General features: G+C 69.6%; 19 protein-coding genes and 1 pseudogene. 9 read left to right on the forward strand and 11 right to left on the reverse strand.

Going from position 1 to position 20978, the window contains the following annotated elements:
- The first annotated feature begins 10 nt into the window (after window positions 1-10).
- From ACFSCV_RS13025 to ACFSCV_RS13035, 3 genes are read left to right on the forward strand one after another with little or no spacing between them, the layout of a single operon-like run.
- Window positions 11-1486 carry a CpaF family protein gene (locus tag ACFSCV_RS13025; protein WP_378800016.1) on the forward strand — a complete coding sequence of 492 codons (1476 nt, stop codon included), beginning with the start codon at window positions 11-13 and terminating at the stop codon, window positions 1484-1486.
- Between the two features lie 20 nt (window positions 1487-1506).
- Window positions 1507-2484 carry a type II secretion system F family protein gene (locus tag ACFSCV_RS13030; protein WP_378800017.1) on the forward strand — a complete coding sequence of 326 codons (978 nt, stop codon included), beginning with the start codon at window positions 1507-1509 and terminating at the stop codon, window positions 2482-2484.
- A gap of 19 nt (window positions 2485-2503) precedes the next feature.
- Complete coding sequence (locus tag ACFSCV_RS13035; RefSeq protein ID WP_378800018.1) at window positions 2504-3478, forward strand: type II secretion system F family protein; 975 nt, start codon at window positions 2504-2506, stop codon at window positions 3476-3478.
- 1 nt (window position 3479) lies between these two features.
- Here ACFSCV_RS13035 and ACFSCV_RS13040 read toward each other — a convergent pair whose 3' ends face one another.
- Window positions 3480-4640 carry an osmoprotectant NAGGN system M42 family peptidase gene (locus tag ACFSCV_RS13040; RefSeq protein ID WP_378800019.1) on the reverse strand — a complete coding sequence of 387 codons (1161 nt, stop codon included), beginning with the start codon at window positions 4638-4640 and terminating at the stop codon, window positions 3480-3482.
- Window positions 4641-4896: 256 nt separating this feature from the next.
- On the opposite strand from ACFSCV_RS13040, the gene ACFSCV_RS13045 reads away from it, so the two are divergent.
- Complete coding sequence (locus ACFSCV_RS13045; protein ID WP_378800020.1) at window positions 4897-6309, forward strand: FAD/NAD(P)-binding protein; 1413 nt, start codon at window positions 4897-4899, stop codon at window positions 6307-6309.
- Window positions 6310-6366: 57 nt separating this feature from the next.
- Here ACFSCV_RS13045 and ngg read toward each other — a convergent pair whose 3' ends face one another.
- From ngg to fabA, 6 genes are all read right to left on the reverse strand, one after another.
- Window positions 6367-8100, reverse strand: coding sequence for an N-acetylglutaminylglutamine synthetase (gene ngg, locus ACFSCV_RS13050; RefSeq protein ID WP_378800021.1), 1734 nt, complete (start codon window positions 8098-8100; stop codon window positions 6367-6369).
- A gap of 34 nt (window positions 8101-8134) precedes the next feature.
- A complete protein-coding gene (locus ACFSCV_RS13055) occupies window positions 8135-9907 on the reverse strand; it encodes an N-acetylglutaminylglutamine amidotransferase (RefSeq protein WP_378800022.1) in 1773 nt (590 codons plus the stop codon).
- A gap of 159 nt (window positions 9908-10066) precedes the next feature.
- The gene (locus ACFSCV_RS13060; RefSeq protein WP_378800023.1) at window positions 10067-10714 is read right to left on the reverse strand and encodes a YitT family protein; all 648 of its coding nucleotides are present in this window, start codon (window positions 10712-10714) and stop codon (window positions 10067-10069) included.
- Between the two features lie 98 nt (window positions 10715-10812).
- Window positions 10813-11652: an enoyl-ACP reductase FabI gene (fabI, locus tag ACFSCV_RS13065; protein WP_378800024.1), complete on the reverse strand. Its 840-nt coding sequence runs from the start codon at window positions 11650-11652 to the stop codon at window positions 10813-10815.
- 153 nt (window positions 11653-11805) lie between these two features.
- On the reverse strand, window positions 11806-13017 hold the full coding sequence (gene fabB, locus ACFSCV_RS13070; RefSeq protein WP_378800025.1) for a beta-ketoacyl-ACP synthase I: 1212 nt from the start codon (window positions 13015-13017) through the stop codon (window positions 11806-11808).
- 110 nt (window positions 13018-13127) lie between these two features.
- Window positions 13128-13649: a 3-hydroxyacyl-[acyl-carrier-protein] dehydratase FabA gene (gene fabA, locus ACFSCV_RS13075; protein ID WP_378800026.1), complete on the reverse strand. Its 522-nt coding sequence runs from the start codon at window positions 13647-13649 to the stop codon at window positions 13128-13130.
- Between the two features lie 251 nt (window positions 13650-13900).
- Here fabA and irrA point away from each other — a divergent pair, with 251 nt between their 5' ends.
- Window positions 13901-14386, forward strand: coding sequence for an iron response transcriptional regulator IrrA (gene irrA, locus ACFSCV_RS13080; RefSeq protein WP_378800027.1), 486 nt, complete (start codon window positions 13901-13903; stop codon window positions 14384-14386).
- Between the two features lie 136 nt (window positions 14387-14522).
- Window positions 14523-15515 carry an alpha/beta hydrolase gene (locus ACFSCV_RS13085; protein ID WP_378800028.1) on the forward strand — a complete coding sequence of 331 codons (993 nt, stop codon included), beginning with the start codon at window positions 14523-14525 and terminating at the stop codon, window positions 15513-15515.
- A 44-nt stretch (window positions 15516-15559) separates the two neighbouring features.
- Here the strand turns inward: ACFSCV_RS13085 and ACFSCV_RS13090 are convergent.
- The 3 genes and pseudogenes from ACFSCV_RS13090 to ACFSCV_RS13100 form a co-directional block, all read right to left on the reverse strand.
- A pseudogene (locus ACFSCV_RS13090) lies at window positions 15560-15748 on the reverse strand (SH3 domain-containing protein); the annotation flags it as partial.
- Complete coding sequence (locus ACFSCV_RS13095) at window positions 15745-16041, reverse strand: hypothetical protein (RefSeq protein WP_378800029.1); 297 nt, start codon at window positions 16039-16041, stop codon at window positions 15745-15747. The gene ACFSCV_RS13095 and the pseudogene ACFSCV_RS13090, both read right to left, overlap by 4 nt.
- A gap of 14 nt (window positions 16042-16055) precedes the next feature.
- Complete coding sequence (locus ACFSCV_RS13100; protein WP_378800030.1) at window positions 16056-16616, reverse strand: SH3 domain-containing protein; 561 nt, start codon at window positions 16614-16616, stop codon at window positions 16056-16058.
- 175 nt (window positions 16617-16791) lie between these two features.
- Here ACFSCV_RS13100 and ACFSCV_RS13105 point away from each other — a divergent pair, with 175 nt between their 5' ends.
- Together ACFSCV_RS13105 and ACFSCV_RS13110 are read left to right on the forward strand one after the other, a co-directional pair.
- Window positions 16792-17787 carry a 2-hydroxyacid dehydrogenase gene (locus tag ACFSCV_RS13105; protein ID WP_378800031.1) on the forward strand — a complete coding sequence of 332 codons (996 nt, stop codon included), beginning with the start codon at window positions 16792-16794 and terminating at the stop codon, window positions 17785-17787.
- Between the two features lie 395 nt (window positions 17788-18182).
- Window positions 18183-18575, forward strand: coding sequence for a hypothetical protein (locus tag ACFSCV_RS13110; RefSeq protein WP_378800032.1), 393 nt, complete (start codon window positions 18183-18185; stop codon window positions 18573-18575).
- Between the two features lie 12 nt (window positions 18576-18587).
- Here the strand turns inward: ACFSCV_RS13110 and ACFSCV_RS13115 are convergent, their stop codons facing one another.
- The gene (locus ACFSCV_RS13115) at window positions 18588-19397 is read right to left on the reverse strand and encodes a HesA/MoeB/ThiF family protein (protein ID WP_378800033.1); all 810 of its coding nucleotides are present in this window, start codon (window positions 19395-19397) and stop codon (window positions 18588-18590) included.
- Between the two features lie 152 nt (window positions 19398-19549).
- On the opposite strand from ACFSCV_RS13115, the gene ACFSCV_RS13120 reads away from it, so the two are divergent.
- Window positions 19550-20551 carry a TraB/GumN family protein gene (locus ACFSCV_RS13120; RefSeq protein WP_378800034.1) on the forward strand — a complete coding sequence of 334 codons (1002 nt, stop codon included), beginning with the start codon at window positions 19550-19552 and terminating at the stop codon, window positions 20549-20551.
- Window positions 20552-20978: the final 427 nt, after the last annotated feature.

A 20978-nucleotide genomic window follows, 5' to 3' on the forward strand; every position in this document is an offset into this window, starting at 1 on the left:
AGCGGATCGCATGTTCGGAAAACGCGGATCGCCGACGCCTTCGGGCGCCGCCGGCTTCACGCGGAACACGATCGCGGCGGGCCTCGGCGCGCCGTTGATCAACGTCGCGCCGATCGCTGCGCCGGAGCCCGAGCCACGCCCGGCGTCGCCCAGCGCCGTACCGCCTCCGGTGGCTTCCGACGGCCGCCGCAACGAAGAGTACTACCAGACGAAGAGCCGCATCTTCGGCGCCCTGATCGAGGCGATCGACCTCGCTCAGCTCGCCCGCCTCGACACCGAGAGCGCGCGCGAGGAAATCCGCGACATCGTCAACGAGATCATCGCGATCCGGAACGTGGTGATGTCGATCGCCGAGCAGGAGGAGCTGCTCGACGACATCTGCAACGACGTCCTCGGCTACGGCCCGCTGGAGCCGCTGCTCGCCCGCGACGACATCGCGGACATCATGGTCAACGGCGCCGACCGCACCTACATCGAAGTCGCCGGCAAGGTGCAGGCGACGGCGGTGCGCTTCCGCGACAACGCCCAGCTCCTGAACATCTGCCAGCGCATCGTCAGCCAGGTCGGCCGCCGCGTCGACGAAAGCTCGCCGATCTGCGACGCGCGTCTCCCGGACGGCTCCCGCGTCAACGTGATCGCGCCGCCGCTCGCGCTCGACGGCCCGACGCTCACGATCCGGAAGTTCAAGAAGGACAAGCTGACGCTCGACCAGCTCGTGCGCTTCGGCTCGATCAGCCCGGAAGGCGCCGAGATCCTCAAGATCATCGGCCGCGTCCGCTGCAACGTCCTGATCTCGGGCGGCACGGGGTCGGGCAAGACCACGCTGCTCAACTGCCTCACGCGCTACATCGACGAGGACGAGCGCATCATCACCTGCGAGGACGCCGCCGAGCTCCAGCTCCAGCAGCCGCATGTGGTGCGCCTCGAGACCCGCCCGCCGAACCTCGAAGGCGAAGGCCAGGTCACGATGCGCGACCTCGTCAAGAACTGCCTGCGCATGCGTCCCGAGCGGATCATCGTGGGCGAGGTGCGCGGACCCGAGGCCTTCGACCTGCTGCAGGCCATGAACACCGGCCATGACGGCTCGATGGGGACGCTGCACGCCAACTCGCCGCGCGAAGCCCTGTCGCGTCTCGAATCCATGATCACCATGGGCGGCTTCACGCTGCCGTCCAAGACGATCAAGGAGATGATCTGCACCTCGGTCGACGTCATCGTCCAGGCGTCGCGCCTGCGCGACGGCTCGCGCCGCATCACCCACGTGACCGAGGTGATGGGCATGGAAGGCGACGTGGTGATCACGCAGGACATCCTGCTCTACGACATCCTCGGCGAGGACGCGAACAAGCGCCTGATCGGCCGGCACCGCTCCACCGGCATCGGCCGGCCGCGGTTCTGGGAGCGCGCGCGCTACTTCGGCGAGGAGAACCGCCTCGCCGCCGCGATCGACGCGATGGACGTCGACACCCCCACCCGGGTCGCCTAACCCACGGATCGGCCGCACAGATGGATATGGAGCGCCTGCCCGTCATCCTCCTCGCCGCCGTCGCGGCGGGCGGAGCGGCCTATGCCCTGATCTACCCGTTCCTGTCGGGCGAGAAGCGCCTCGAGCAGCGGCAGCGCGCGTTCGGCGGCGTCGACCGCCGCCGAACGGCGACCGAAGCCGCGGCGGAGAGCCTGCGGCGCGGACAGGTCGCGGACAGCCTGAAGGCGCTCGACGAGCGCCAGAAGCGCATCAACCGCCCCAACCTGAAGATGCGCATCGATCAGGCCGGGCTGAACTGGACGAAGAAGCAGTTCTATCTCCTCAGCCTGGGCCTCGCGGTTGGGCTCGGGTTCGCCGCGCTCGCCGGAACCGGCGAACCGCTCGCGGGCCTCGCCGGCGCCTTCGTCGGCGGCCTTGGGCTCCCGCGCTGGATCCTCACCTTCCTCAAGAAGCGCCGGATCGCCCGCTTCCTGCTCGAGCTTCCCAACGCCGTCGAGGTGATCCTGCGCGGCCTGAAAGCCGGCCTCCCGCTCGGCGACTGCATCCGCATCGTCGCGAACGAGACCCAGGAGCCGGTCAAGGGCGAGTTCCGCTCCATCGTGGAGGCGCAGACCGTCGGCATCCCGCTGGCCGAAGCCGTGGGCAAGCTCTACGAGCGCATGCCGGTGCCCGAGGCGAACTTCTTCGGCATCGTCATCGCGATCCAGTCGAAGTCCGGCGGCAGCCTTTCGGACGCGCTCGGCAACCTCGCGCGCGTGCTGCGCGACCGCAAGAAGATGAAGGCCAAGATCCAGGCGATGAGCATGGAGGCGAAAGCCTCGGCCGCCATCATCGGCTCGCTGCCGATCATCACCGTCATGATCATCGCCGTGCTCAACCCGAGCTACATGAACCTGATGTGGACCACCGACCTCGGCCGCGTGATGCTCGTCGGCTCGGGCGTGCTGATGCTTACGGGCGTCCTGATCATGCGGAAGATGATCAACTTCGATTTCTGAAGACCACGGGGAACGTCGGGTGATCAACGAGCTCTTCAGAATGGCCAGCGATCCGCGCTCGGTCGCGATGCTGCTCGCGGCGGTCGCCGCGGCGGCGACGGTGCTGACCTTCGCGATGCCGCTGTTCGCGGGCGACGCGCTCAACAAGCGGATGAAATCGGTCGCGCTCGAGCGCTCGAAGATCCGCGCGCGGGAGCGGGAGCGGCTGGCGCGCGGCGAGCGCAAGGGGCTCAAGCGCGAGCCCAAGGCCTACATGCAGAACGTGGTCAGCCAGTTCAACCTGGCGAAGCACCTCGGGACCGAGGACGCCAAGGAACGGCTGCAGATGGCCGGCTATCGCGGGCCCGGAGCGATGGTCACGTTCCTGTTCTTCCGGCTCGTCGCGCCGCTCGCCTTCATGGCGATCGCGCTGATCTACCTGTTCCTGATCAACGACTTCGGCCTCACCTGGCCGGTCCGCCTCGGCGGCGTGATCTTCGCGACCTACCTCGGCATCAAGGCGCCCGAGCTCTATCTCCAGAACCAGACCGCAAAGCGCCAGTTGTCGATGAAGCGCGCCTTTCCGGACGCGCTCGACCTGATGCTGATCTGCGTCGAATCCGGCATGTCGATCGAGGCCGCCTTCCGCAAGGTCGCGGACGAGATCGGCTCGCAGTCGGTCGCGCTCGCCGAAGAGCTGACGCTCGCGATGGCGGAGATGTCCTACCTGCAGGACCGCCGGCAGGCCTACGAGAACCTCGGCGCGCGCACCGGCCTCGACTCCGTCAAATCGGTCGCCACCGCCCTGATCCAGGCCGACAAATACGGCACGCCGGTCAGCACGGCGCTGCGCGTGCTCGGCCAGGACAGCCGCGACATGCGCATGGCCGAGGCCGAGAAGAAGGCCGCCGCCCTGCCGCCGAAACTGACCGTGCCGATGATCGTGTTCTTCCTGCCGGTGATCTTCGTGGTCATCCTCGGCCCGGCCGTGATCCAGGTGCTGGCGATCAAGTAGCCTACTCGCCGGCGCGCAGCTCCTCGGTCGGCTCGATGTCCGGCTCGGCCGGCTCGGTCGGCTGATGCGGGAACCCCTCGATCGACCCGACCGGCTTGGCGTCGCGCTTGATGTCGATCGGGCTCGTCACATAGGCGGTCATCAGCTCGGCGAGGGAGCGCAGCGCGTGCATGTGGATGCGCTCATAGCCGTGGCTCGCGTCGATGCCGAAGGTCACGAGCGCGGTGCGCACGTCGGCGCCGGCCTCGATCGCCGACGCGCTGTCCGACCGGTAGTAGCGGAACACGTCGCGCTGGTGGCGGATGTCGTTGTCGCGCGCGAGCCGGATCAGCTCGTGGGTGAGATGGTAGTCGAACGGTCCGGTCTGGTCGGCCATGGCGATGGTCACGCCGAACTCGTCGGAGGCCTGCCCCGGCGCGGTGGTGCCGTTGTCGATCGTCACCATGGCGGCGACGTCGTGCGGCAGCACCGCGGAGGCGCCGACGCCGACCTCCTCGGCGATCGAGAACACCCACCATGTGTCGACCGGGGGCTTCTTGCCCGAGTCGATCATCGCCTTCAGCGTCGCGAGCAGGATCGCGACGCCGGCCTTGTCGTCGAGGTGGCGGGAGACGATGAAGCCGTTGTCGAGAAACTCGGTCTCGGGATCGATCGCCACCACGTCGCCGACATGGAAGCCCAGCCGGTTCAGGTCCGGAACGTCGCGCACGAGAGCGTCGACGCGCACCTCCACATAGGGCCAGCCGGTCGGCTGGGTGTCGATCTCGTCGGCGTAGGTGTGGCCCGACGCCTTCAGCGGCAGGATCGAGCCGCGATAGGCGCCGGCCTCGGTGAAGACCGTGCAGCGCGCGCCTTCGGCGAAGCGCGCGGACCAGTTGCCGATCGGGACCAGCTCGAGCCGCCCATTGGGCTTCAGGTACTTCACCTGCGCGCCGAGGGTGTCGAGATGCGCGATCAGCGCGCGCGACGGATCCTTCGCCTTGCCCTTCAGCTTGGCGCGGATCGCGCCGCGCCGCGTCACCTCCGGCTCGACGCCCAGCCGCTGAAGCTCGTCGACCACCGCATGGGTGATCGTGTCGGTGAACCCGGTCGGGCTCGGAATTCGGAGCAGAGCCTTAAGCTGCTCGCCGAGATAATCGATGTCGACATCAAGACGCGCCATGAGGCCTCGCAGCGGGAACAGGGTGATTCGGCTCGCCTCTGTTTAGGGCGCGGTGGCCGGCGCGTCATCCCGACGTTCACGCGGCGCGGCCCGGTCCGGCGCGGCCCGGACAGGCGATCTTCGCCGCCGCGGGCGCGGAAGGCTCCTGCGCCCGATCGTCGCCTGCGGCCCGCTTCGGCTCCGCTCCGGTGGTGCGGCGGATAGAATATGGTAATTCGACAGAAGAACTATGATTACTCCTCCCGGACACGTCTCCATGTCTGCTGAAGTGACGAAGCCGCGCACCATCCTCGTTGTCGGAGGAGGGCTGAGCGGCTCGCTTCTCGCGCTGCGCGCAATCGAGAATCCGGCCAACCGCGTCGTCCTGATCGAACGGGCCGGCGCGCTCGGCCGCGGCGTCGCCTACGGCGCCTGCGACCCTGAGCACCTGCTCAACGTGCCGCTGTTCCGCATGGAGGTCGGGCTGTCGCCGTCCTTCCAGGACTGGCTGGGCGCGAACCGTCCGCACGAGCTCAACGCCGACGACGGCGGCTTGAAGGATTCCTTCGTGTCCCGCCGGTCCTTCGGCGACTACATCGAGGACGTCACCGAGCGGAACGTGCTCGCGGGCCGGCTGACGCGCGTTCGCGGCGACGTCGTCGAGATCGGCCGAGAGGGGGAGCCCTACGCGCTCCTGCGCGACGGACGCGTTCTGCGCGGCACGCACGTCGTGCTCGCCACCGGCAACCTGCCGCCGAAGACGCCCCGCTTCAGGGACGAGGGCGTGCTGGACTCGCCTGTGTTCATTCCCGACCCCTGGGACGTGCACAAGGACCGGCTGCCCGCCAGCGGCGCGACGGTGCTGCTGATCGGCTCGGGCCTTACGATGGTCGACGTGGCGCTGCGCCTCGCGCGCAACGGTCACCAAGGCCCGATCATCGCGCTGTCGCGCCGGGGCCTGCTGCCGAACCGCCATGTCCATGGCGGCCAGTGGCGAAACGCCTTCGAGGACCGGCCGCTGACGCCGCTGGCGGCCTTGCGCCTGCTCAAGCGGGAGGCGCGCGAGGCGGCGGCGCAGGGCGTGCCATGGCAGCGCGTGATCGACGCGGCGCGTCCGAGCCTTGCGAGCGTCTGGACTTCGTGGAGCCGGGACGAGCGCCGCCGCTTCCTGCGCCACGGCCGCACCATCTGGGACGTGCACCGTCACCGCATGGCCGGGGCCGTGGCGTCGCCGATCGACCAGCTCGTGCGGTCGGGCCGCCTTCAGGTCCGGGCCGGCCGCATCGACGGCCTGAAGCGCACGCCGTCCGGCGCCCTCGTGAACCTGCGTCCGCGCGGTTCGCGCGAGACCGTCGGGATCGAGGTCGACACGATCGTCAACTGCACCGGCCCCCGCTCCTCGTTCGACGACCTGAACGAGCCGGCCTACATCAAGCTGAAGGAGCGCGGACTGCTCGTGGCCGACGACCTCGGCCTCGGCGTCAAGACGTTCGGCTGCGCCGTGGTCGACAGGTACGCGACGCCCTCGGACTGGCTTTTCGCCATCGGGCCGCTCACGCGCCCGGAATGGTGGGAGATCACGGCGGCGCCGGAGATCTCGGCGCAGAGCTACTATCTCGCGAACGGTCTGGAGCGTCGGAGCCCGCAGACGCTGCTGCGCGACTTCGTGGACCTCGGCGCAGGCATCTAGGGCCTGATGATTTCAGGCGTCGCGCCCGTCGAACAAGCGCGGCGCTCCGGCCGCGCTTCAGCCGAGCCCGTGACGGCGCACCGCCGTCGGCACCGACAGCGGGAACAGCAGGTCGACGAAGCGCTCGGCCGTCGGCTGCGGCTCATGGTTGGCGAGGCCGGGCCGCTCGTTCGCCTCGATGAAGGCGTAGGTCGGCTCGTGCGGAGCGCGGACCATGAAGTCGACGCCCACCACGGGTATGTCGATCGCGCGCGCCACCTTCACCGCGGCGTCCACCAGCGTCGGATGCACCACGCCGGTGACGTCGTGGATCGTGCCGCCGGTGTGCAGGTTCGCCGTTTTGCGCACGACGATGGTCTGGTTGGACGGCGCGACGTCATCGAGCGCGAAGCCCGCCGCGCGCACGCAGCGCTCGGTCTCGGCGTCGATCGGGATCGAGCTCTCGCCGCCGGTCGCGGCGGAGCGGCGTCGGCTCTGCGCCGCGATCAGGTCGCGCACGGATGAACGGCCGTCCGTGGTGATCTGCGCGGGGCGCCGCACCGCGGCGGCCACCAGCTTGAAGTCGATGACGATGAGCCGAAGGTCCTCGCCCTCCGCCTTCTGCTCCACGATCACGCGGTCGCAGAAGGCGCGCGCGCGCTCGATCGCCGCCTCGGTCTCCTCGACGGTCTCGAGCCCGACCGAAATGCCGCGGCCCTGCTCGCCGCGGGCGGGCTTCACCACCACCGAACCGTAGCGCTTCAGGAAATCCTCCAGCTTCGCGCGGTCGCCGGCCTCGATCTGGTCCGGCACCGTGACGCCCGCGCGCGACACCGCGCGGCGGGTGACGGCCTTGTCGTCGCAGATCGACATGGCGACGCCGGTGGTCAGCTCGCTCAGCGACTCGCGGCACAGGATCGAGCGCCCGCCATGGGTCAGGCGGAAGAACCCGCCCTCGGAGTCGGTGACGTCGACGCCGATGCCGCGGCGGCGCGCCTCGTCGACGATGATCCGGGCGTAGGGGTTGAGCCCTTCCGTTCCCTGGTCGCCCACGAACAAGCGCTCGTTGATCGAGTTCTTGCGTTTCACCGAGAAGGTCGGGATGCGGACGAAGCCGAGCTTCTCGTAGAGCGCGATCGCCTGCGCGTTGTCGTGCATTACCGACAGGTCCATCGAGCGGGCGCCCTGTTCGGCCAGCGTCTCGGCGAGCCTGCGCACCAGCGTCTCGCCGACGCCGGGATGGGGCGCCTGCGGGTCGACCGCAAGGCACCAGAGCGACGATCCGCCCTCCGGATCGCCGAAGGAGCGGCCATGGTCGACGCCGGTCACCGTGCCGATGACGGCGTGGGTGCGCGCGTCCTCGGCGACGAGATGGATCACGGCGTCGCCGCCGGCGTGGCGCTCGAAGAAGTCGGGGCGCACCGTCACCATGTGGCGCGAGGCGTAGATGCGGTTCACCTCCTCGGCGTCGAAAGGCCGGGCGAGGCGGCGCACGTTGAAGGCGCGCTGGCCGCGGCTCGACGGCTCGTAGGCCTCGAGATCGAGGCGGAACATGTGGCTCGGATCAAGGAACAGCTCAAGCGGGGCCTGCGCCAGCAGCACGTGCGGATCGTCGACATAGACCGCGATGTCGCGGGCTTCCGGCCCCTCCTCGCGCAGCGCCTCGGCCAGAAGCGCCGGGTCCTGGAAGGTCTGGCCGAACAGCAGTCGGCCCCACCCGCAGTCGACGATCGCGTTCGCCTTGACCCCGGGCGCTCCCGTCGGTTGGCCGTCGCCGCGCGCGGCCGACCGCTCGCCGTGTTGCGTCTGCATCGCCGTCATCGCCACCGTCCCGCTTTCCGTTCGTTCAAACGCCGTGGGTCTGGAGCCAGATCTCCAGCAGCGCGCACTGCCACAGTTCGGAGCCCCTCAGCGGCGTGATATGCGCCTGCGGGTCCGCGAACAGGGTCTCCAGATACTCCGGCCGGAACAGGCCGCGCTCGCGCGCCGCCTGGCTGCCCAGCGCGTCGCGGACCATCTCGAGCGTCTGGCCTTCAAGGTATTTCAGCCCCGGCACGGGGAAGTAGCCCTTGGGCCGGTCGACGATCTCCCTCGGCACGATCTGGCGCGCGAGGTCCTTCAGCACGCCCTTGCCGCCGTCGGCGAGCTTGTGCTCGCCCGGAATGCGCGCCGCGAGCTCGACCAGCTCGTGGTCGAGGAACGGCACGCGCGCCTCCAGCGAATGGGCCATGGTCATGTTGTCGACGCGCTTCACCGGGTCGTCGACCAGCATCACCAGGCTGTCGAGCCGAAGCGCCTTGTCGACCGCGTCGTCGGCGCCGGGCGTGTCGAAATGGTCCTCGACGAAGGCGCGGGCGTCGTCGGCGGTGGCGTAGGCCTCCGTCACATGCGCGAGGTAGCGCGCGTGGTCGCGGTCGAAGAACGCGCGGGCGTAGTCCGCGGCCGGCGCGTTGGAGGCCGCGACCGGCGGGTACCAGTGGTAGCCCGCGAAGATCTCGTCGGCGCCCTGCCCCGACTGCACCACGGTGACGTGCTTCCGGACCTCCTCCGACAGCAGGTAGAAGGCCACGCAGTCGTGGCTGACCATCGGCTCGGACATGGCCTCGACCGCGCCGGGCAGCGCGTCGAGCATGCGCCGCTCCTCGATCGTGATCTTGTGGTGCTTGGTGCCGAAGCGCTGCGCGACGATGTCCGAATACTTGAACTCGTCGCCCTCCTCGCCGCCGCGGGATTCGAAGCCGATCGAGAAGGTCTCGACGTTCTGGTGCCCGAGCTCGGAGAGCAGGGCCACCACGACGCTGGAATCGACGCCGCCCGACAGCAGCACGCCGACCGGCACGTCCGCCACCATGCGGCGCTTCACGGCGGTGCGCAGGCCTTCGTGCACCTGCTCGCGCCACTCCTCGAACGAGCGCGCCACGTCGGCCGCCGAGCGGTCGTAGGAGACCGTCCAGTAGACCTCCTCCTTGGTGCGACCGTCCGGCTCGTAGATGCGCAAGGTTGCGGGCGGCAGCTTGCGGACGCCCGCGAGGATGGTGCGCGGGGCCGGCACCACCGAGTGGAAGCTCATGTAGGCGTTGAGCCCGACCGGATCGATCGCGGTGTCGACCCCGCCCGCCTTCAGCAGCGACGGCAGGGAAGACGAGAACCGGACGCGGCCCGCGCCCTCGGAGATGTACAGCGGTTTGATGCCGAGCCGGTCGCGGATCAGGATGACGCGGCCCGAGTCGCGCTCGTGGATGGCGATGGCGAACATGCCGAACAGCTTCTTCGGCAGCTCGGTCCCCCACTCCTTCCAGCCCTTGATGATGACCTCGGTGTCGCCGTCGGAGAAGAAGACGTGGCCCTTGGCCTCGAGCTCGGCGCGCAGCTCCTTGTGGTTGTAGATGCAGCCGTTGAACACGATGGTCAGGCCGAGCGCCGGGTCCACCATCGGCTGCTCGGCGCGCTCCGACAGGTCGATGATCTTCAGCCGCCGGTGGCCGAAGGCGACGCGGCCGCGGGCGACCACGCCCTCGCCGTCGGGACCGCGCGCCACCATGCACCCGGCCATCGCGGCGACGGCCTCGACCGACGCCGGCTGACCGAGAAAGGTCGCTTCACCGCAGATTCCGCACATGTTCGTCCCGTCGCCCTGTTGAGATGCGGCGGGGCCTGCGCGTCGAAACCCCGACGCCGTTCGCCCGCCTTGTGCATCGCAACCTATGGCGCGCCGCACGGAAGGCGAGTCCGAGGCATGCCCAAAAGGCGTCCAGATTCGGGGAGGAAGCCGCCGCGGTCAGAAGCCGGAGTAGCGGCCTGGCTTGTGGTTGAGGACGAGAACGACGCTCAGCACCACCGCGCTGAGCACCGAAAGCGCGACGTGCCGGGGGTCGAGCACGGCGGCGGCGCAGGCGATCACGAGGCAGTCCGTCAGCGCCTGGGCGAGGCCGGCGCGCATGACGCCGCGCTCCTGCAGGTAGATCGCGAGCGCGCTGAATCCGCCGACGCTCGCGCGATGGCGGGCGAGCGCGAGCACGCCCATGCCGAGCAGCACGCCGCCGGCGACCGCCGCGAACGGCTCGCTGCGGACGTCGATCGCGAAGGCGTGCGGCGCGAGCGCCCCGAAGCCAGCCAGCATCGCGTTGACGATCAGCGTCTTCAGTCCGAACTCGCGCCCCATGGTGCGGAACACCAGCGCGTAGAACGGCGCGTTCACCAGCAGGAACAGCAGCCCCGCCGGCCAGCCGGTGGCGAAATGCAGGATCAGCGCGATGCCGGCGACGCCGCCGGTCGCGAGCCCCGCCGCCTGCAGCAGCGCGAGCCCGAAGCCGATCAGCACCACCGCGATGCAGAACGCGACCGCGTCCTCGAACCGCGTGTGCTTGCGGGCGTCGCTGGGTTTGAGCGCCGCGGCGAGGCGGCGGGGATCGAACGGGCGGATCATCGCGGCGAGTATGCCTGCGCCGGGGCGCGCGAGAAGCGCGTCAGCCGGACCGCAGCCATTCGCCCGGACCGGACGCTCCTGCGCGGCCCTCCGGCTTGTCAGCCCTGCGCCGCCTTTTCGGCCGCGTCCTCGGCCGCGACGATCGTCTTCAGGCTTTCGGTGCGCGGCATCGAGATGATGTTGTAGCCGGCGTCCACGAAGTGGACCTCGCCGGTGACGCCCGACGACAGGCCGGAAAGCAGATAGAGCGCGGCGCCGCCGACGTCCTCGATGGTGATCGGGCGGCGGAGCGGCGCGTGACGGCGCTGGTGCTCGTACATCAGCCGGGCGTCGGCGATGCCGGCGCCGGCGAGCGTCCGCACCGGGCCGGCGGAGATCGCGTTGACGCGGATCCCCTGCGGGCCGTAGTCGGCGGCGAGGTAGCGCACGCTCGCCTCCAGCGCGGCCTTGGCGACGCCCATGACGTTGTAGTTCGGCATGACGCGGGTCGCGCCGCCATAGGTCAGCGTGATCATCGCGCCGCCGCCCGTCATCAGCTCGGCGGCGCGCTTCGCGATCTCGGTGAAGGAGAAGGCCGAGATCACCATGGTGCGCGAGAAGTTCTCGCGGGTGGTGTCGGCGTAGCGGCCCTTCAGCTCGTTCTTGTTGGAGAAGCCGATGGCGTGGACCAGCAGGTCGAGCCCGCCCCAGCGCTCCTTCAGCGCCGCGAACACCGCGTCGACCGAGGCGATGTCCTCGACGTCGCACGGGAGCACGAGATCGGAGCCGACGCTCTCCGCCAGCGGCCGCACGCGCTTGCCCAAGGCCTCGCCCTGATAGGTGAAGGCGATCTCGGCGCCGGCCTCGGCCAGCGCCCTGGCGCAGCCCCAGGCGATGGAGTGGTCGTTGGCGACGCCCATGACGAGGGCGCGCTTGCCTGAAAGAAGTCCGGCGACCATGCGCCCCTCCGAAGGATGCGCCGGGGACGTTCGCGTCATCCCGGACGGAGCGAAGCGAAGATCCGGGATCGTCGTCCGGACATGAGCTTCATTCTGATGACGATCCCGGCTCTGCGCGGGCTCAAGCCGCTTCGGCCGGGATGACGGTCGGCGTCACACCCGTTCGAACACCAGCGTGGCGTTGGTGCCGCCGAAGCCGAAGGAGTTCGACATCACGGCGTTCAGGGTCTTGTCGGTCCGCTCGCGCAGGATCGGCATGTCGGCGAAGGCCGGGTCGAGCTCCTCGATGTGGGCGCTCTCGGCCATGAAGCCGCTCTGCATCATCAGCAGCGAATAGATCGCCTCCTGCACGCCGGCGGCGCCGAGCGAATGCCCGGTGAGCGACTTGGTGCCGGAGATCGGCGGGCACTTGTCGCCGAACACCGCGCGCAGCGCCTCGATCTCCTTGAGGTCGCCGACCGGGGTCGAGGTCGCATGCGGGTTGACGTAGTCGATCGGATTGCGCGCCGTCTTCATCGCCTGCCGCATGCAGCGCACCGCGCCCTCGCCGGAGGGAGCGACCATGTCGTAGCCGTCGGAGGTCGCGCCGTAGCCGGTCAGCTCGGCGTAGATCTTCGCGCCGCGCGCCTTGGCCCGCTCGTACTCCTCGAGCACCAGCACGCCCGCGCCGCCGGCGATGACGAAGCCGTCGCGGTTCTTGTCATAGGCGCGCGAGGCGGTGGCGGGCGTGTCGTTGTACTTGCTCGACATCGCGCCCATGGCGTCGAACAGGTTCGACAGCGTCCAGTCGAGCTCCTCGCAGCCGCCCGCGAACATGACGTCCTGCTTGCCCCACTGGATCATCTCGGCGGCGTTGCCGATGCAGTGGCTCGACGTCGCGCAGGCCGACGAGATCGAGTAGTTCACGCCCTTGATCTTGAACCAGGTCGCGAGCGTCGCCGAGGCGGTCGACGACATCGCCTTCGGCACCGCGAACGGGCCGATCCGCTTCGGGCCGCCCTTCTCGCGGGTGATGTCGGCGGCCTCGACCACGACCTTGGTGGACGGCCCGCCCGAGCCCATGATGATGCCGGTCATCTCGTTGGAGATGTCGCTCTCCTCGAGCCCGGAGTCCCGGATCGCCTGATCCATGGCGACGTGGTTCCAGCCCGAGCCGCCGCCGTGGAAGCGCATGGCGCGGCGGTCGACCACCTCAGCGGCGTCGAGCGTGGGCGCGCCCTGGACCTGACACCTGAATCCGTGGGCGGCGAACTGCTCGGCGCGGGTGATGCCCGACTTCGCTTCCCGCAGGGCGGCGACCACCTCCTGCGTGGAGTTTCCGATCGACGACACGATGCCCATGCCGGTGACGACGACGCGTCTCATGGGGAGCCTCCCAGTCCTGTGAATGGCCCCGCGCCGGGGCTCGCGACCCTGATCGCGAGGCGCGCGCGGCGGAGGGGCCGTTGATCCCGAGCCTTAGACCGAAGCGGCGCTCAGGCCGCCGCGGCGTCGGCCTTGAACAGACCCACCTTCAGATCCTTGGCTTGGTAGATGGTCTCGCCGTCCGCCTGAAGCCAGCCGTCGGCGATGCCGAGCGTGAGGCGGCCGCGCACGACGCGCTTGAAGTCGACGCCGTAGACGACTTTCTTCACGCTGGGCAGAACCTGACCCGTGAACTTGATCTCGCCGGTGCCGAGCGCCCGGCCCCGCCCCGGCGCGCCGAGCCAGCCGAGGAAGAAGCCGGTCATCTGCCACAGGGCGTCCAGTCCGAGGCAGCCCGGCATCACCGGATCGCCCTTGAAGTGACAGTCGAAGAACCAGAGGTCCGGCCGCACTTCGAGCTCGGCGCGGACGAAGCCCTTGTCGTTCGGGCCGCCGGTCTCGGAGATCTCCGAGATGCGGTCGAACATCAGCATCGGCGGAAGCGGAAGCTGGGCGTTGCCGCCGCCGAAAAGCTCTCCGCGCCCACAGGCCAGAAGATCCTCATACTCAAAGCTGGCCTTGCGTTCGCTCATGTCGCTCCGTCGGCGTCCTCTGCTCGATCCCTGAGCCGCGCGGCGATCCGGCGCGCGGGCGCGGCTTTGCTAGCACACATGCTCGGCGACCGGAAAGCGCCCCGAACGCCGGAGGTTGATCGCTGCGCCGCGGCAGGCTATTTTGAACGCACGAGCGCCCTGCGTCTCTTGCAGGGCCGTCATTATGCGCGCCACGCCCGGCTCCGCCGGACCGGGGACGCCCCAGCGTAAGAGATTGTCCGAGACCGACGATGGCCGAGACGAACACGACCACCGCCGCCGCCAGCGCGGTCGCCGCGGCTTCAGACTGCGGCCTTCGCCCGTCGCTCTGCGTCGCCCGCGACGTGGGAGGGATGCTGCGCGACTCCGGCCTGCGGCCGACCCGCCAGCGCATCGCCCTTGGGCGTCTGCTCTACGCCAAGGGCGACCGCCACGTGACCGCGGAAATCCTGCATGAGGAGGCGATGCGCGCCCGCGTGCCGGTGTCGCTCGCGACCGTCTACAACACGCTGCACCAGTTCACCGAGGTGGGCCTCTTGCGCGAGCTCGCGGTCGACGGCTCCAAGACCTGGTTCGACACCAACGTGACCGAGCACCACCACTTCCTGGTCGAGGACGACAACAAGCTGTTCGACATCCCCGGCGCGCACGTCTCGGTCGACCGCCTGCCGGACATTCCGGAAGGCATGGAGATTTCGCGGGTGGACGTCGTGGTGCGCCTGCGCCGCAAGGGGTGACGGCCTGACCGGACCCGCGAGTGTGAAGAAAGGCCGCCTCACGCCGAGGCGGCCTTTTTCCTTGACGCCCGCCGGCAAGGCCTCCCGCTCCGCGCCTGTCGCGCTCCTGACAGGTCTTCTGATCTCCGGAGCAGTCTTGGGCATAGATCGGCCCGCCGCTGCGGCCCCCTCGCATCGCGAGGCGGTCAAGGTCGTCGCGGACACGCCCCTCCCCGTCACCGGCGCCGCGGGCGCGGGCGTCTTCCGTCTCTATGTCTCGCGCGACTGGTCGAAGCCCGATCCGAGCGTGACCCGCGCCGTGACCGTGATCCACGGGCGCCTTCGAAACGCCGTCGTCTACCGCCGCTCCGCCGAGACGGCGCTTGTGGCCGCAGGACCGGAGGCTCAGGCGGAAACCCTGCTGGTCACCCCGCAATTCCTGGCCGATCAGGATATCCCGGCCCGAGACCTGCCCCCGGACACGCTGCGCTGGACGGCGGAGGGCTGGATGGGCGGCGAACCGGCGACGGGCCCTGCGCCGGTGAGCTCGTTCGAGGCGCTCGACGCGATTATGGACCGGCTGGCCGACCGCGCGCTGTTTCCGAACCTCCGCCAGATCGTCATCGCCGGTCATTCGGCCGGCGGTCAGGTGGTTCAGCGCTACGCGGCGGCGTTCCGGAAGGACGCCGCGCTGGCGCGGCTCGGCGTCCGCATGCGCTTCGTGGTCGCGAACCCGTCGTCCTATCTCTACTTTTCGGCCGATCGCTCGACGCCGACCGATCCGAAGGCCTGTCCCGACGTCGACCGCTGGAAATACGGCCTGCAGGACCGGCCGCCCTACGCCGCCGACCGCGACGCGCCGACGCTCGAGGCGGAGTACGTGGCCCGCGACGTCGTGATGCTGCTCGGCGCCAAGGACGCCGATCCGAACCATCGCGCGCTCGACAGGAGCTGCGCGGCGGAGGCCCAGGGGCCGAACCGGCTCGCCCGCGGCCTGAACTACTTCGACTACCTGTCAGCACGACATCCGGACGGCTTCCGCCACGTCCTGAGGCGGGTCGCCGGCGTCGGGCACAATGGCGACGCCATGCTGACCTCGCCCTGCGGGCTGCGCGCCCTGTTCGACGCGCCCGGCTGCGACGCGCCCTGAGACGCTCGGTAGAACCGCTCGCCGGGGTAGACGCCCCACAGCCGGTTCTGCTCGATCCAGCCGTCGAAGCCGTCGCCCTCGACGCGGCGCCAGCTTCCGTCGCAGCTGCGGGCCTCCACCAACACCTTCGGCTTGAGCCGGGCCGCGAGCCGCGCGAGGGCGCTCTGATTTAGTCCGCAATCTTGGCGTGCAGGCGAACAATCGCTCGCCCAACGCCCGCCCCATTCGGTCAATCGGCCACGAGCGCGGCGATCTGGCCTGTGGTGACCAGAAACACTAACGCCTTCTCCATGTTGGATCGCGTCACAGATCGCACGATGACTAGATTTTGCTCGAAAAAGATTCCTCCTTTCTCCATTTCGTCTTCAGCTTCCTCAACAAGACGCACTGGATCATAGAATGTGAGGCTGTACCTAGCTTCACCTACGACAGCTTTGACATCAGAGAGCCATCCTTTAGCAATGATGATTGCCTCACATTCATCAAAATCAACTGGCAGAACAAGACAAGCATCCGCTGGCGTCATTCCTGCCTCCGCCGTCAGTCGAACCGCTCGCCGGGATAGATGCCCCATAGCCGGTTCTGCTCGATCCAGCCGTCGAAGCCGTCGCCCTCGACGCGGCACCAGCTCCCGTCGCAGCGGCGGGCCTCCACCAGCACCTTCGGCTCGAGCCGCGCCGCGAGCCGCGCGTCGGCGCCCGCGCGCACATGGATCGGCAGCGCCGCGTCCTTCGACCAGGGCGCGACCAGCGCGGTGCGCCGGCCGGACAGCAGACTGTGCCAGACCCAGCCTTCCGCGCCCTCGGAATCGCGGATGCGGCGCCAGTTGTCGTATTCGGCGGTGATCTCCACCGGCTCGCCGGCCCGCCGGTAGACGAAGGCGACCGGATGCTCCTTGGTCGGGCCCTGCCGCACATAGACCTTGGCGGACTTCAGGCTGACGAAGCGCGGAATCGGCAGGCCCGAGACCGGACCGATCATGACGCCGGCCTCGCCCGGCTTCGCGGCCTGAGCCCGGGCGCCCGCCGGCGCGAGCGTCGCGGCGATCACGGCGGCCGCCGCCGCGGCGCGCGGAAGGCGGCGGAAAATCGATGTCGTCATGCCCCGGAGAACTCCGTCTTTCGTCGCCGTATTGCGTTCCGCCCGCCGTCTGTTAGAGACGGCTCATCTGCCGTGCGCGGACGTTCCCCGCCCGAGCACGGCCGCCAGCATCCCGCGTCCGCGTTGACGATGGATTAACCGTGACGCCCGAGCGCCCCCGGAAAGGTCGACGGCCATGAAGAAGCGACCGCTCGTCGTTGTGACGCGCCGGCTCCCGGACGTGGTCGAGACCCGGATGCGCGAGCTGTTCGACGCGCAGCTGAACCACGACGACGCGCCGATGTCGCAGAGCGCGCTGGGCGAGGCGCTCGCCGTCGCCGACGTGCTGGTGCCGACGGTGACGGACCGCATCGACGCCGCCGTGCTGGCGCAGGCCGGCCCGAACCTCAAGCTGATCGCGAACTTCGGCAACGGCATCGACAACATCGACGTGCAGACCGCGCTCGACCGCGGGATCACCGTCACCAACACGCCGGGCGTGCTGACCGAAGACACCGCCGACATGACGATGGGCCTGATCCTCGCCGTGCCGCGCCGGATCGCGGAAGGCGCGCGGGTGGTGCCGGACGAGCACGACTGGACCGGCTGGTCGCCGACCTGGATGCTCGGCCGCCGCATCTGGGGCAAGCGCCTCGGCATCGTCGGCATGGGCCGCATCGGCCAGGCGGTGGCGCGGCGCGCCAAAGCCTTCGGCCTGTCGATCCACTACCACAACCGCCGGCGGGTCTCGCCGCATGTGGAGGAGCAGCTCGAGGCGACCTACTGGGAAAGCCTCGACCAGATGCTCGCGCGCATGGACATCGTGTCGGTCAACTGCCCGCACACGCCCGCGACCTATCACCTGCTCTCGGCGCGGCGGCTGAAGCTGCTGAAGAAGGAGGCCTATGTCGTCAACACCGCGCGCGGCGAGGTGATCGACGAACTGGCGCTGGCGCGGATGCTGGAGGCGGGCGAGCTCGCCGGCGCGGCGCTGGACGTGTTCGAGAACGAGCCGGCCGTGAACCCCAAGCTCGTGAAGCTCGCGCGCCAGAACAAGGTGGTGCTGCTGCCGCATCTCGGCTCCGCCACGCTCGAAGGCCGCATGGACATGGGCGAGAAGGTCATCGTCAACATCAAGACCTTCTTTGACGGCCACCGCCCGCCGGACCGCGTGCTCCCCGCCATGCTCTGACGGTCCGCGCCGCGCGACAGGAGGCGCGGACCACGCGCGTTGATGAACTCTCGCACGTTTCGCTGGACCGCGATCTCTGAGCGGCTATTCTGGATCGGCCGCTATCCCTCTGGAAACAAAGGCGATAGCGGCCGTTTCCGGGCAGCAGTCTCCGCGGACATAGCTGGAACAGCGACCAGCTGGCCGGAGTTTTTGCGCGCCGGGCGGGCTCCGTCGGCATGATGGCGGGGACCCGATCATCGCGCATCCGTCCTGCTCCAGGCCCCGGCTTAAGCGGCGCCGCTCCGCGGGAGACAACGCGAACGCTTGCGGGAATGCAACCCGGCGATTGACTCCGTGGCGGCAGCGATCCATGTTCATGGAACATTCGATGAACATGGGGTGGAACGATGCGCATGCAGCCTACAGCCGCCAGGCGGCGTTTCCGCCACGCCGCGGCCGTTCTCGCCGTCGCGCTTTTCGCGCTCGCGGGCCTGCCGGGCCTGTCGGCCGCCGCCGAGCTGGTGGCGCCGGACGCGCTGAAAACCGGCTGGTTCGACGGCCGCACGGTTTCGACCACAGGCCCGCGCGGGGGCCGCTCGGATTTCGTGTTCACGCCCAACGGCAAGGTGACGCGCACGGGCGGGCGCGCCGGCGCCGCGACCGACGGCACCTGGCGGCTCGACGACGACGGCTTCTGCATGAAGCTCGGCCAGGCCCGGCGGGAATCCTGCTATCTCGCGATCCGGTCGGGGGACAGCCTGAAAGTGGTGCGTCGGTCCGGCGGCGCCTTCGTCTGGGCGCGCTGACCGGCGCCAGGCTCAGCCGCGCGCGTGGATCGACAGGTCGCGGATCGTCGGCGCCGTCCCGGTGACCGGGTTGTCCGGGTCCCAGCCGTAGGAGATCGTCTCGAAGCGCATCGCGCGGGCGTCAACCACGAGCAGCCGGCCGACGAGGCCCTGCCCGAAGCCGACGATCTCGCGGATCACCTCGATCGCCATCATCGAGCCCATCATGCCGGCGAGGGCGCCGAGCACCCCGGCCTCGGCGCAGGGCGCGACGGTCCCGGGCGGCGGCGGCTCCGGAAACAGACAGCGCCAGGTCGGGTTCGGCGCGCCGTCCGGCCCGGTCTCGTGGGCGCGGATGGTGGTGAGCGCGCCGTCGAAGGTCCCGAGCGAGGCGGTCACCAGCGGCCGGGCGGCGAGCGCGCAGGCGTCGGCGACGAGGTAGCGGGTCGCGAAACTGTCCGAACCGTCGGCGACGAGGTCGTAGGAGGCGATCAGTTCCATCGCGTTGGCGGCGTCGAGCCGGAACGGGTGGGCCGTGACCGTCACATGCGGGTTGACGCGCGCGATCGCGTCGACGGCGGAGTCCGTCTTGGGCCGGCCGACGTCCGGCGTCCCGTGCAGCACTTGCCGCTGCAGGTTCGACAGCGAGACCACGTCGTCGTCGACGATCCCGATGGTCCCTACGCCGGCGGCGGCGAGGTAGAGCGCGAGCGGGCTGCCGAGCCCTCCGGCGCCCACCAGCAGCACGCGGGCTTTCGCGAGCTTCTGCTGGCCGGGCCCGCCGACCTCCCGCAGCACGATGTGGCGGGCGTAGCGTTCGATCTCGTCGGAGCTGAGCGGCATGGCGACCGCTATAGCATGTCGGCGCTCAACGCGCGCCACCCTCCCTCCGGCGCTTCGGACATGGCGGACGGCCTCGTTTTTCAACGGTCCCATTAACGCGGCCGTCGGACATCTCCGGCATGATGGCGAAGATTTCGCACGGGAGCCTGCCCATGATCAGCCGCCTTGGCGTCCTCGCTTTCGCCGCGCTCGCGTTCGCCTCCGCCCCGGCCCTCGCCGAGGCGCCGGCCTGCGGCGGCGTCGACCTCGTCGCGAAGGTCCGCGCCGAACGGCCGGAGGCCTACGCCGCCTTCGAGCGCGACGCCCGCGCCGTGCCGAACGCGGAAGGACTGCTCTGGCGCATCGAGGCGGAGGGCGCCGCGGCGCCCTCCTATCTGTTCGGCACCATGCACACCACCGAAAAGGATCTCGTGGCGCTGAGCGAACCGGCGCGCCACGCGCTCGGCGCGGCCAAAACCGTCGTGGTCGAGGTGGCGAACGCCACGGGAGCGGCCACCCAGGCCGAGGTTATCTCCTACGTCACCGCCAATGGCGTCGATTTCAGCGGCGGCGGGCTCGAGGGCCTCGACGAGGCCCAGCGTGCGGAGGTCGGCCGCCGGATCGCGGCCAGCGGCCTGCCCGCCTCCCTCGCCGCCTCGCTCAAGCCCTGGTTCCTCGGCGTCACGCTGCAAGTCGCGCCCTGCGAGACCAAGCGGATCGCGGACGGGATGCGCACCATCGACCTGCAGGTCGAGACGCTCGGCCGGGACGCCGGCGCCGAGATCGTCGGGCTCGAAAGCGTGACCGAGCAGCTCGACGCCGTCGCCAAGACGCCCGACGAGACCGCGCGCCGGATGATCCGCGACCTTCTGGCGAGCCAGACCGCGAGCGAGGACCTGCGCGCCACCACCCTGCAGCTCTACCGCGACCGCCGGATCGGCTGGTACCTCGCGATGAAGGGCGAGACCTTCGGCAGGGCCCTCGACGTCACCGCCTATTCCGAGTTCATGGAGACGCTGGTGGACCGGCGCAACGCGGTGATGGCGGAGCGGTCGCAGCCCCATATCGCCGCCGGCGGCGCCTTCGTCGCGGTCGGCGCGCTGCACCTGCCCGGCCCCAAGGGTCTGGTGGAGCTCTACCGCCAGGCGGGCTTCACCGTGACCAGGGTGTGGTGAGCGGCGCAAACGCGCCCGTCCGGACCGCCTCTCCGCCCGCTCTCGCAGCCTGAAGGCCCCGGCGCGCGACTGGTGGACGCGCGCCAAGCGCCTCGCATCGAAGCAAGCTCGATCCTGGCAAACGGCGGCAGACGAATCCCGTAAAGCCGGCGCAATAAAGCAGCGTATTGGAGAGCCGCAGAACAGACCTGGTTGGACGTCATTCGGCGCCTTAAAGAGGCCGCCGAGGCGTAGAACCGTAGCGGCTCTGAAGCGCTCCTGTCCCAACCGTCCTGCGCGACGAAGGCGAAGCGTTGGTGTCTGGCTCGCCGCTTTGCCGAGGCCCTTTCCTGCCGGCGCTGTTGCCGCTGGCGTTGGCGCACGGCAAAACGGCCGCCCTACAAAGGCGGCCGTTTTTGTCTGGAAGGTTTGGTTGCGGGGACAGGAT

The organism is Methylopila henanensis (assembly GCF_042681025.1).
Taxonomy (GTDB): Bacteria; Pseudomonadota; Alphaproteobacteria; order Rhizobiales; family Methylopilaceae; genus Methylopila; species Methylopila henanensis.

What these genes read in the sequence shown, in the direction of transcription:
- ACFSCV_RS13095 (WP_378800029.1), bottom strand. Translation starts at nt 16,041, where the DNA reads ATGACGCCAGCGGATGCTTGTCTTGTTCTGCCAGTTGATTTTGATGAA.
- ACFSCV_RS13045 (WP_378800020.1), top strand. Translation starts at nt 4,897, where the DNA reads ATGTCTGCTGAAGTGACGAAGCCGCGCACCATCCTCGTTGTCGGAGGA.
- ACFSCV_RS13110 (WP_378800032.1), top strand. Translation starts at nt 18,183, where the DNA reads ATGCAGCCTACAGCCGCCAGGCGGCGTTTCCGCCACGCCGCGGCCGTT.
- fabA (WP_378800026.1), bottom strand. Translation starts at nt 13,649, where the DNA reads ATGAGCGAACGCAAGGCCAGCTTTGAGTATGAGGATCTTCTGGCCTGT.
- irrA (WP_378800027.1), top strand. Translation starts at nt 13,901, where the DNA reads ATGGCCGAGACGAACACGACCACCGCCGCCGCCAGCGCGGTCGCCGCG.
- ACFSCV_RS13115 (WP_378800033.1), bottom strand. Translation starts at nt 19,397, where the DNA reads ATGCCGCTCAGCTCCGACGAGATCGAACGCTACGCCCGCCACATCGTG.
- ACFSCV_RS13060 (WP_378800023.1), bottom strand. Translation starts at nt 10,714, where the DNA reads ATGATCCGCCCGTTCGATCCCCGCCGCCTCGCCGCGGCGCTCAAACCC.
- ACFSCV_RS13055 (WP_378800022.1), bottom strand. Translation starts at nt 9,907, where the DNA reads ATGTGCGGAATCTGCGGTGAAGCGACCTTTCTCGGTCAGCCGGCGTCG.
- ACFSCV_RS13025 (WP_378800016.1), top strand. Translation starts at nt 11, where the DNA reads ATGTTCGGAAAACGCGGATCGCCGACGCCTTCGGGCGCCGCCGGCTTC.
- ACFSCV_RS13105 (WP_378800031.1), top strand. Translation starts at nt 16,792, where the DNA reads ATGAAGAAGCGACCGCTCGTCGTTGTGACGCGCCGGCTCCCGGACGTG.
- ACFSCV_RS13100 (WP_378800030.1), bottom strand. Translation starts at nt 16,616, where the DNA reads ATGACGACATCGATTTTCCGCCGCCTTCCGCGCGCCGCGGCGGCGGCC.
- ACFSCV_RS13040 (WP_378800019.1), bottom strand. Translation starts at nt 4,640, where the DNA reads ATGGCGCGTCTTGATGTCGACATCGATTATCTCGGCGAGCAGCTTAAG.
- fabB (WP_378800025.1), bottom strand. Translation starts at nt 13,017, where the DNA reads ATGAGACGCGTCGTCGTCACCGGCATGGGCATCGTGTCGTCGATCGGA.
- ACFSCV_RS13030 (WP_378800017.1), top strand. Translation starts at nt 1,507, where the DNA reads ATGGATATGGAGCGCCTGCCCGTCATCCTCCTCGCCGCCGTCGCGGCG.
- fabI (WP_378800024.1), bottom strand. Translation starts at nt 11,652, where the DNA reads ATGGTCGCCGGACTTCTTTCAGGCAAGCGCGCCCTCGTCATGGGCGTC.
- ngg (WP_378800021.1), bottom strand. Translation starts at nt 8,100, where the DNA reads ATGCAGACGCAACACGGCGAGCGGTCGGCCGCGCGCGGCGACGGCCAA.
- ACFSCV_RS13120 (WP_378800034.1), top strand. Translation starts at nt 19,550, where the DNA reads ATGATCAGCCGCCTTGGCGTCCTCGCTTTCGCCGCGCTCGCGTTCGCC.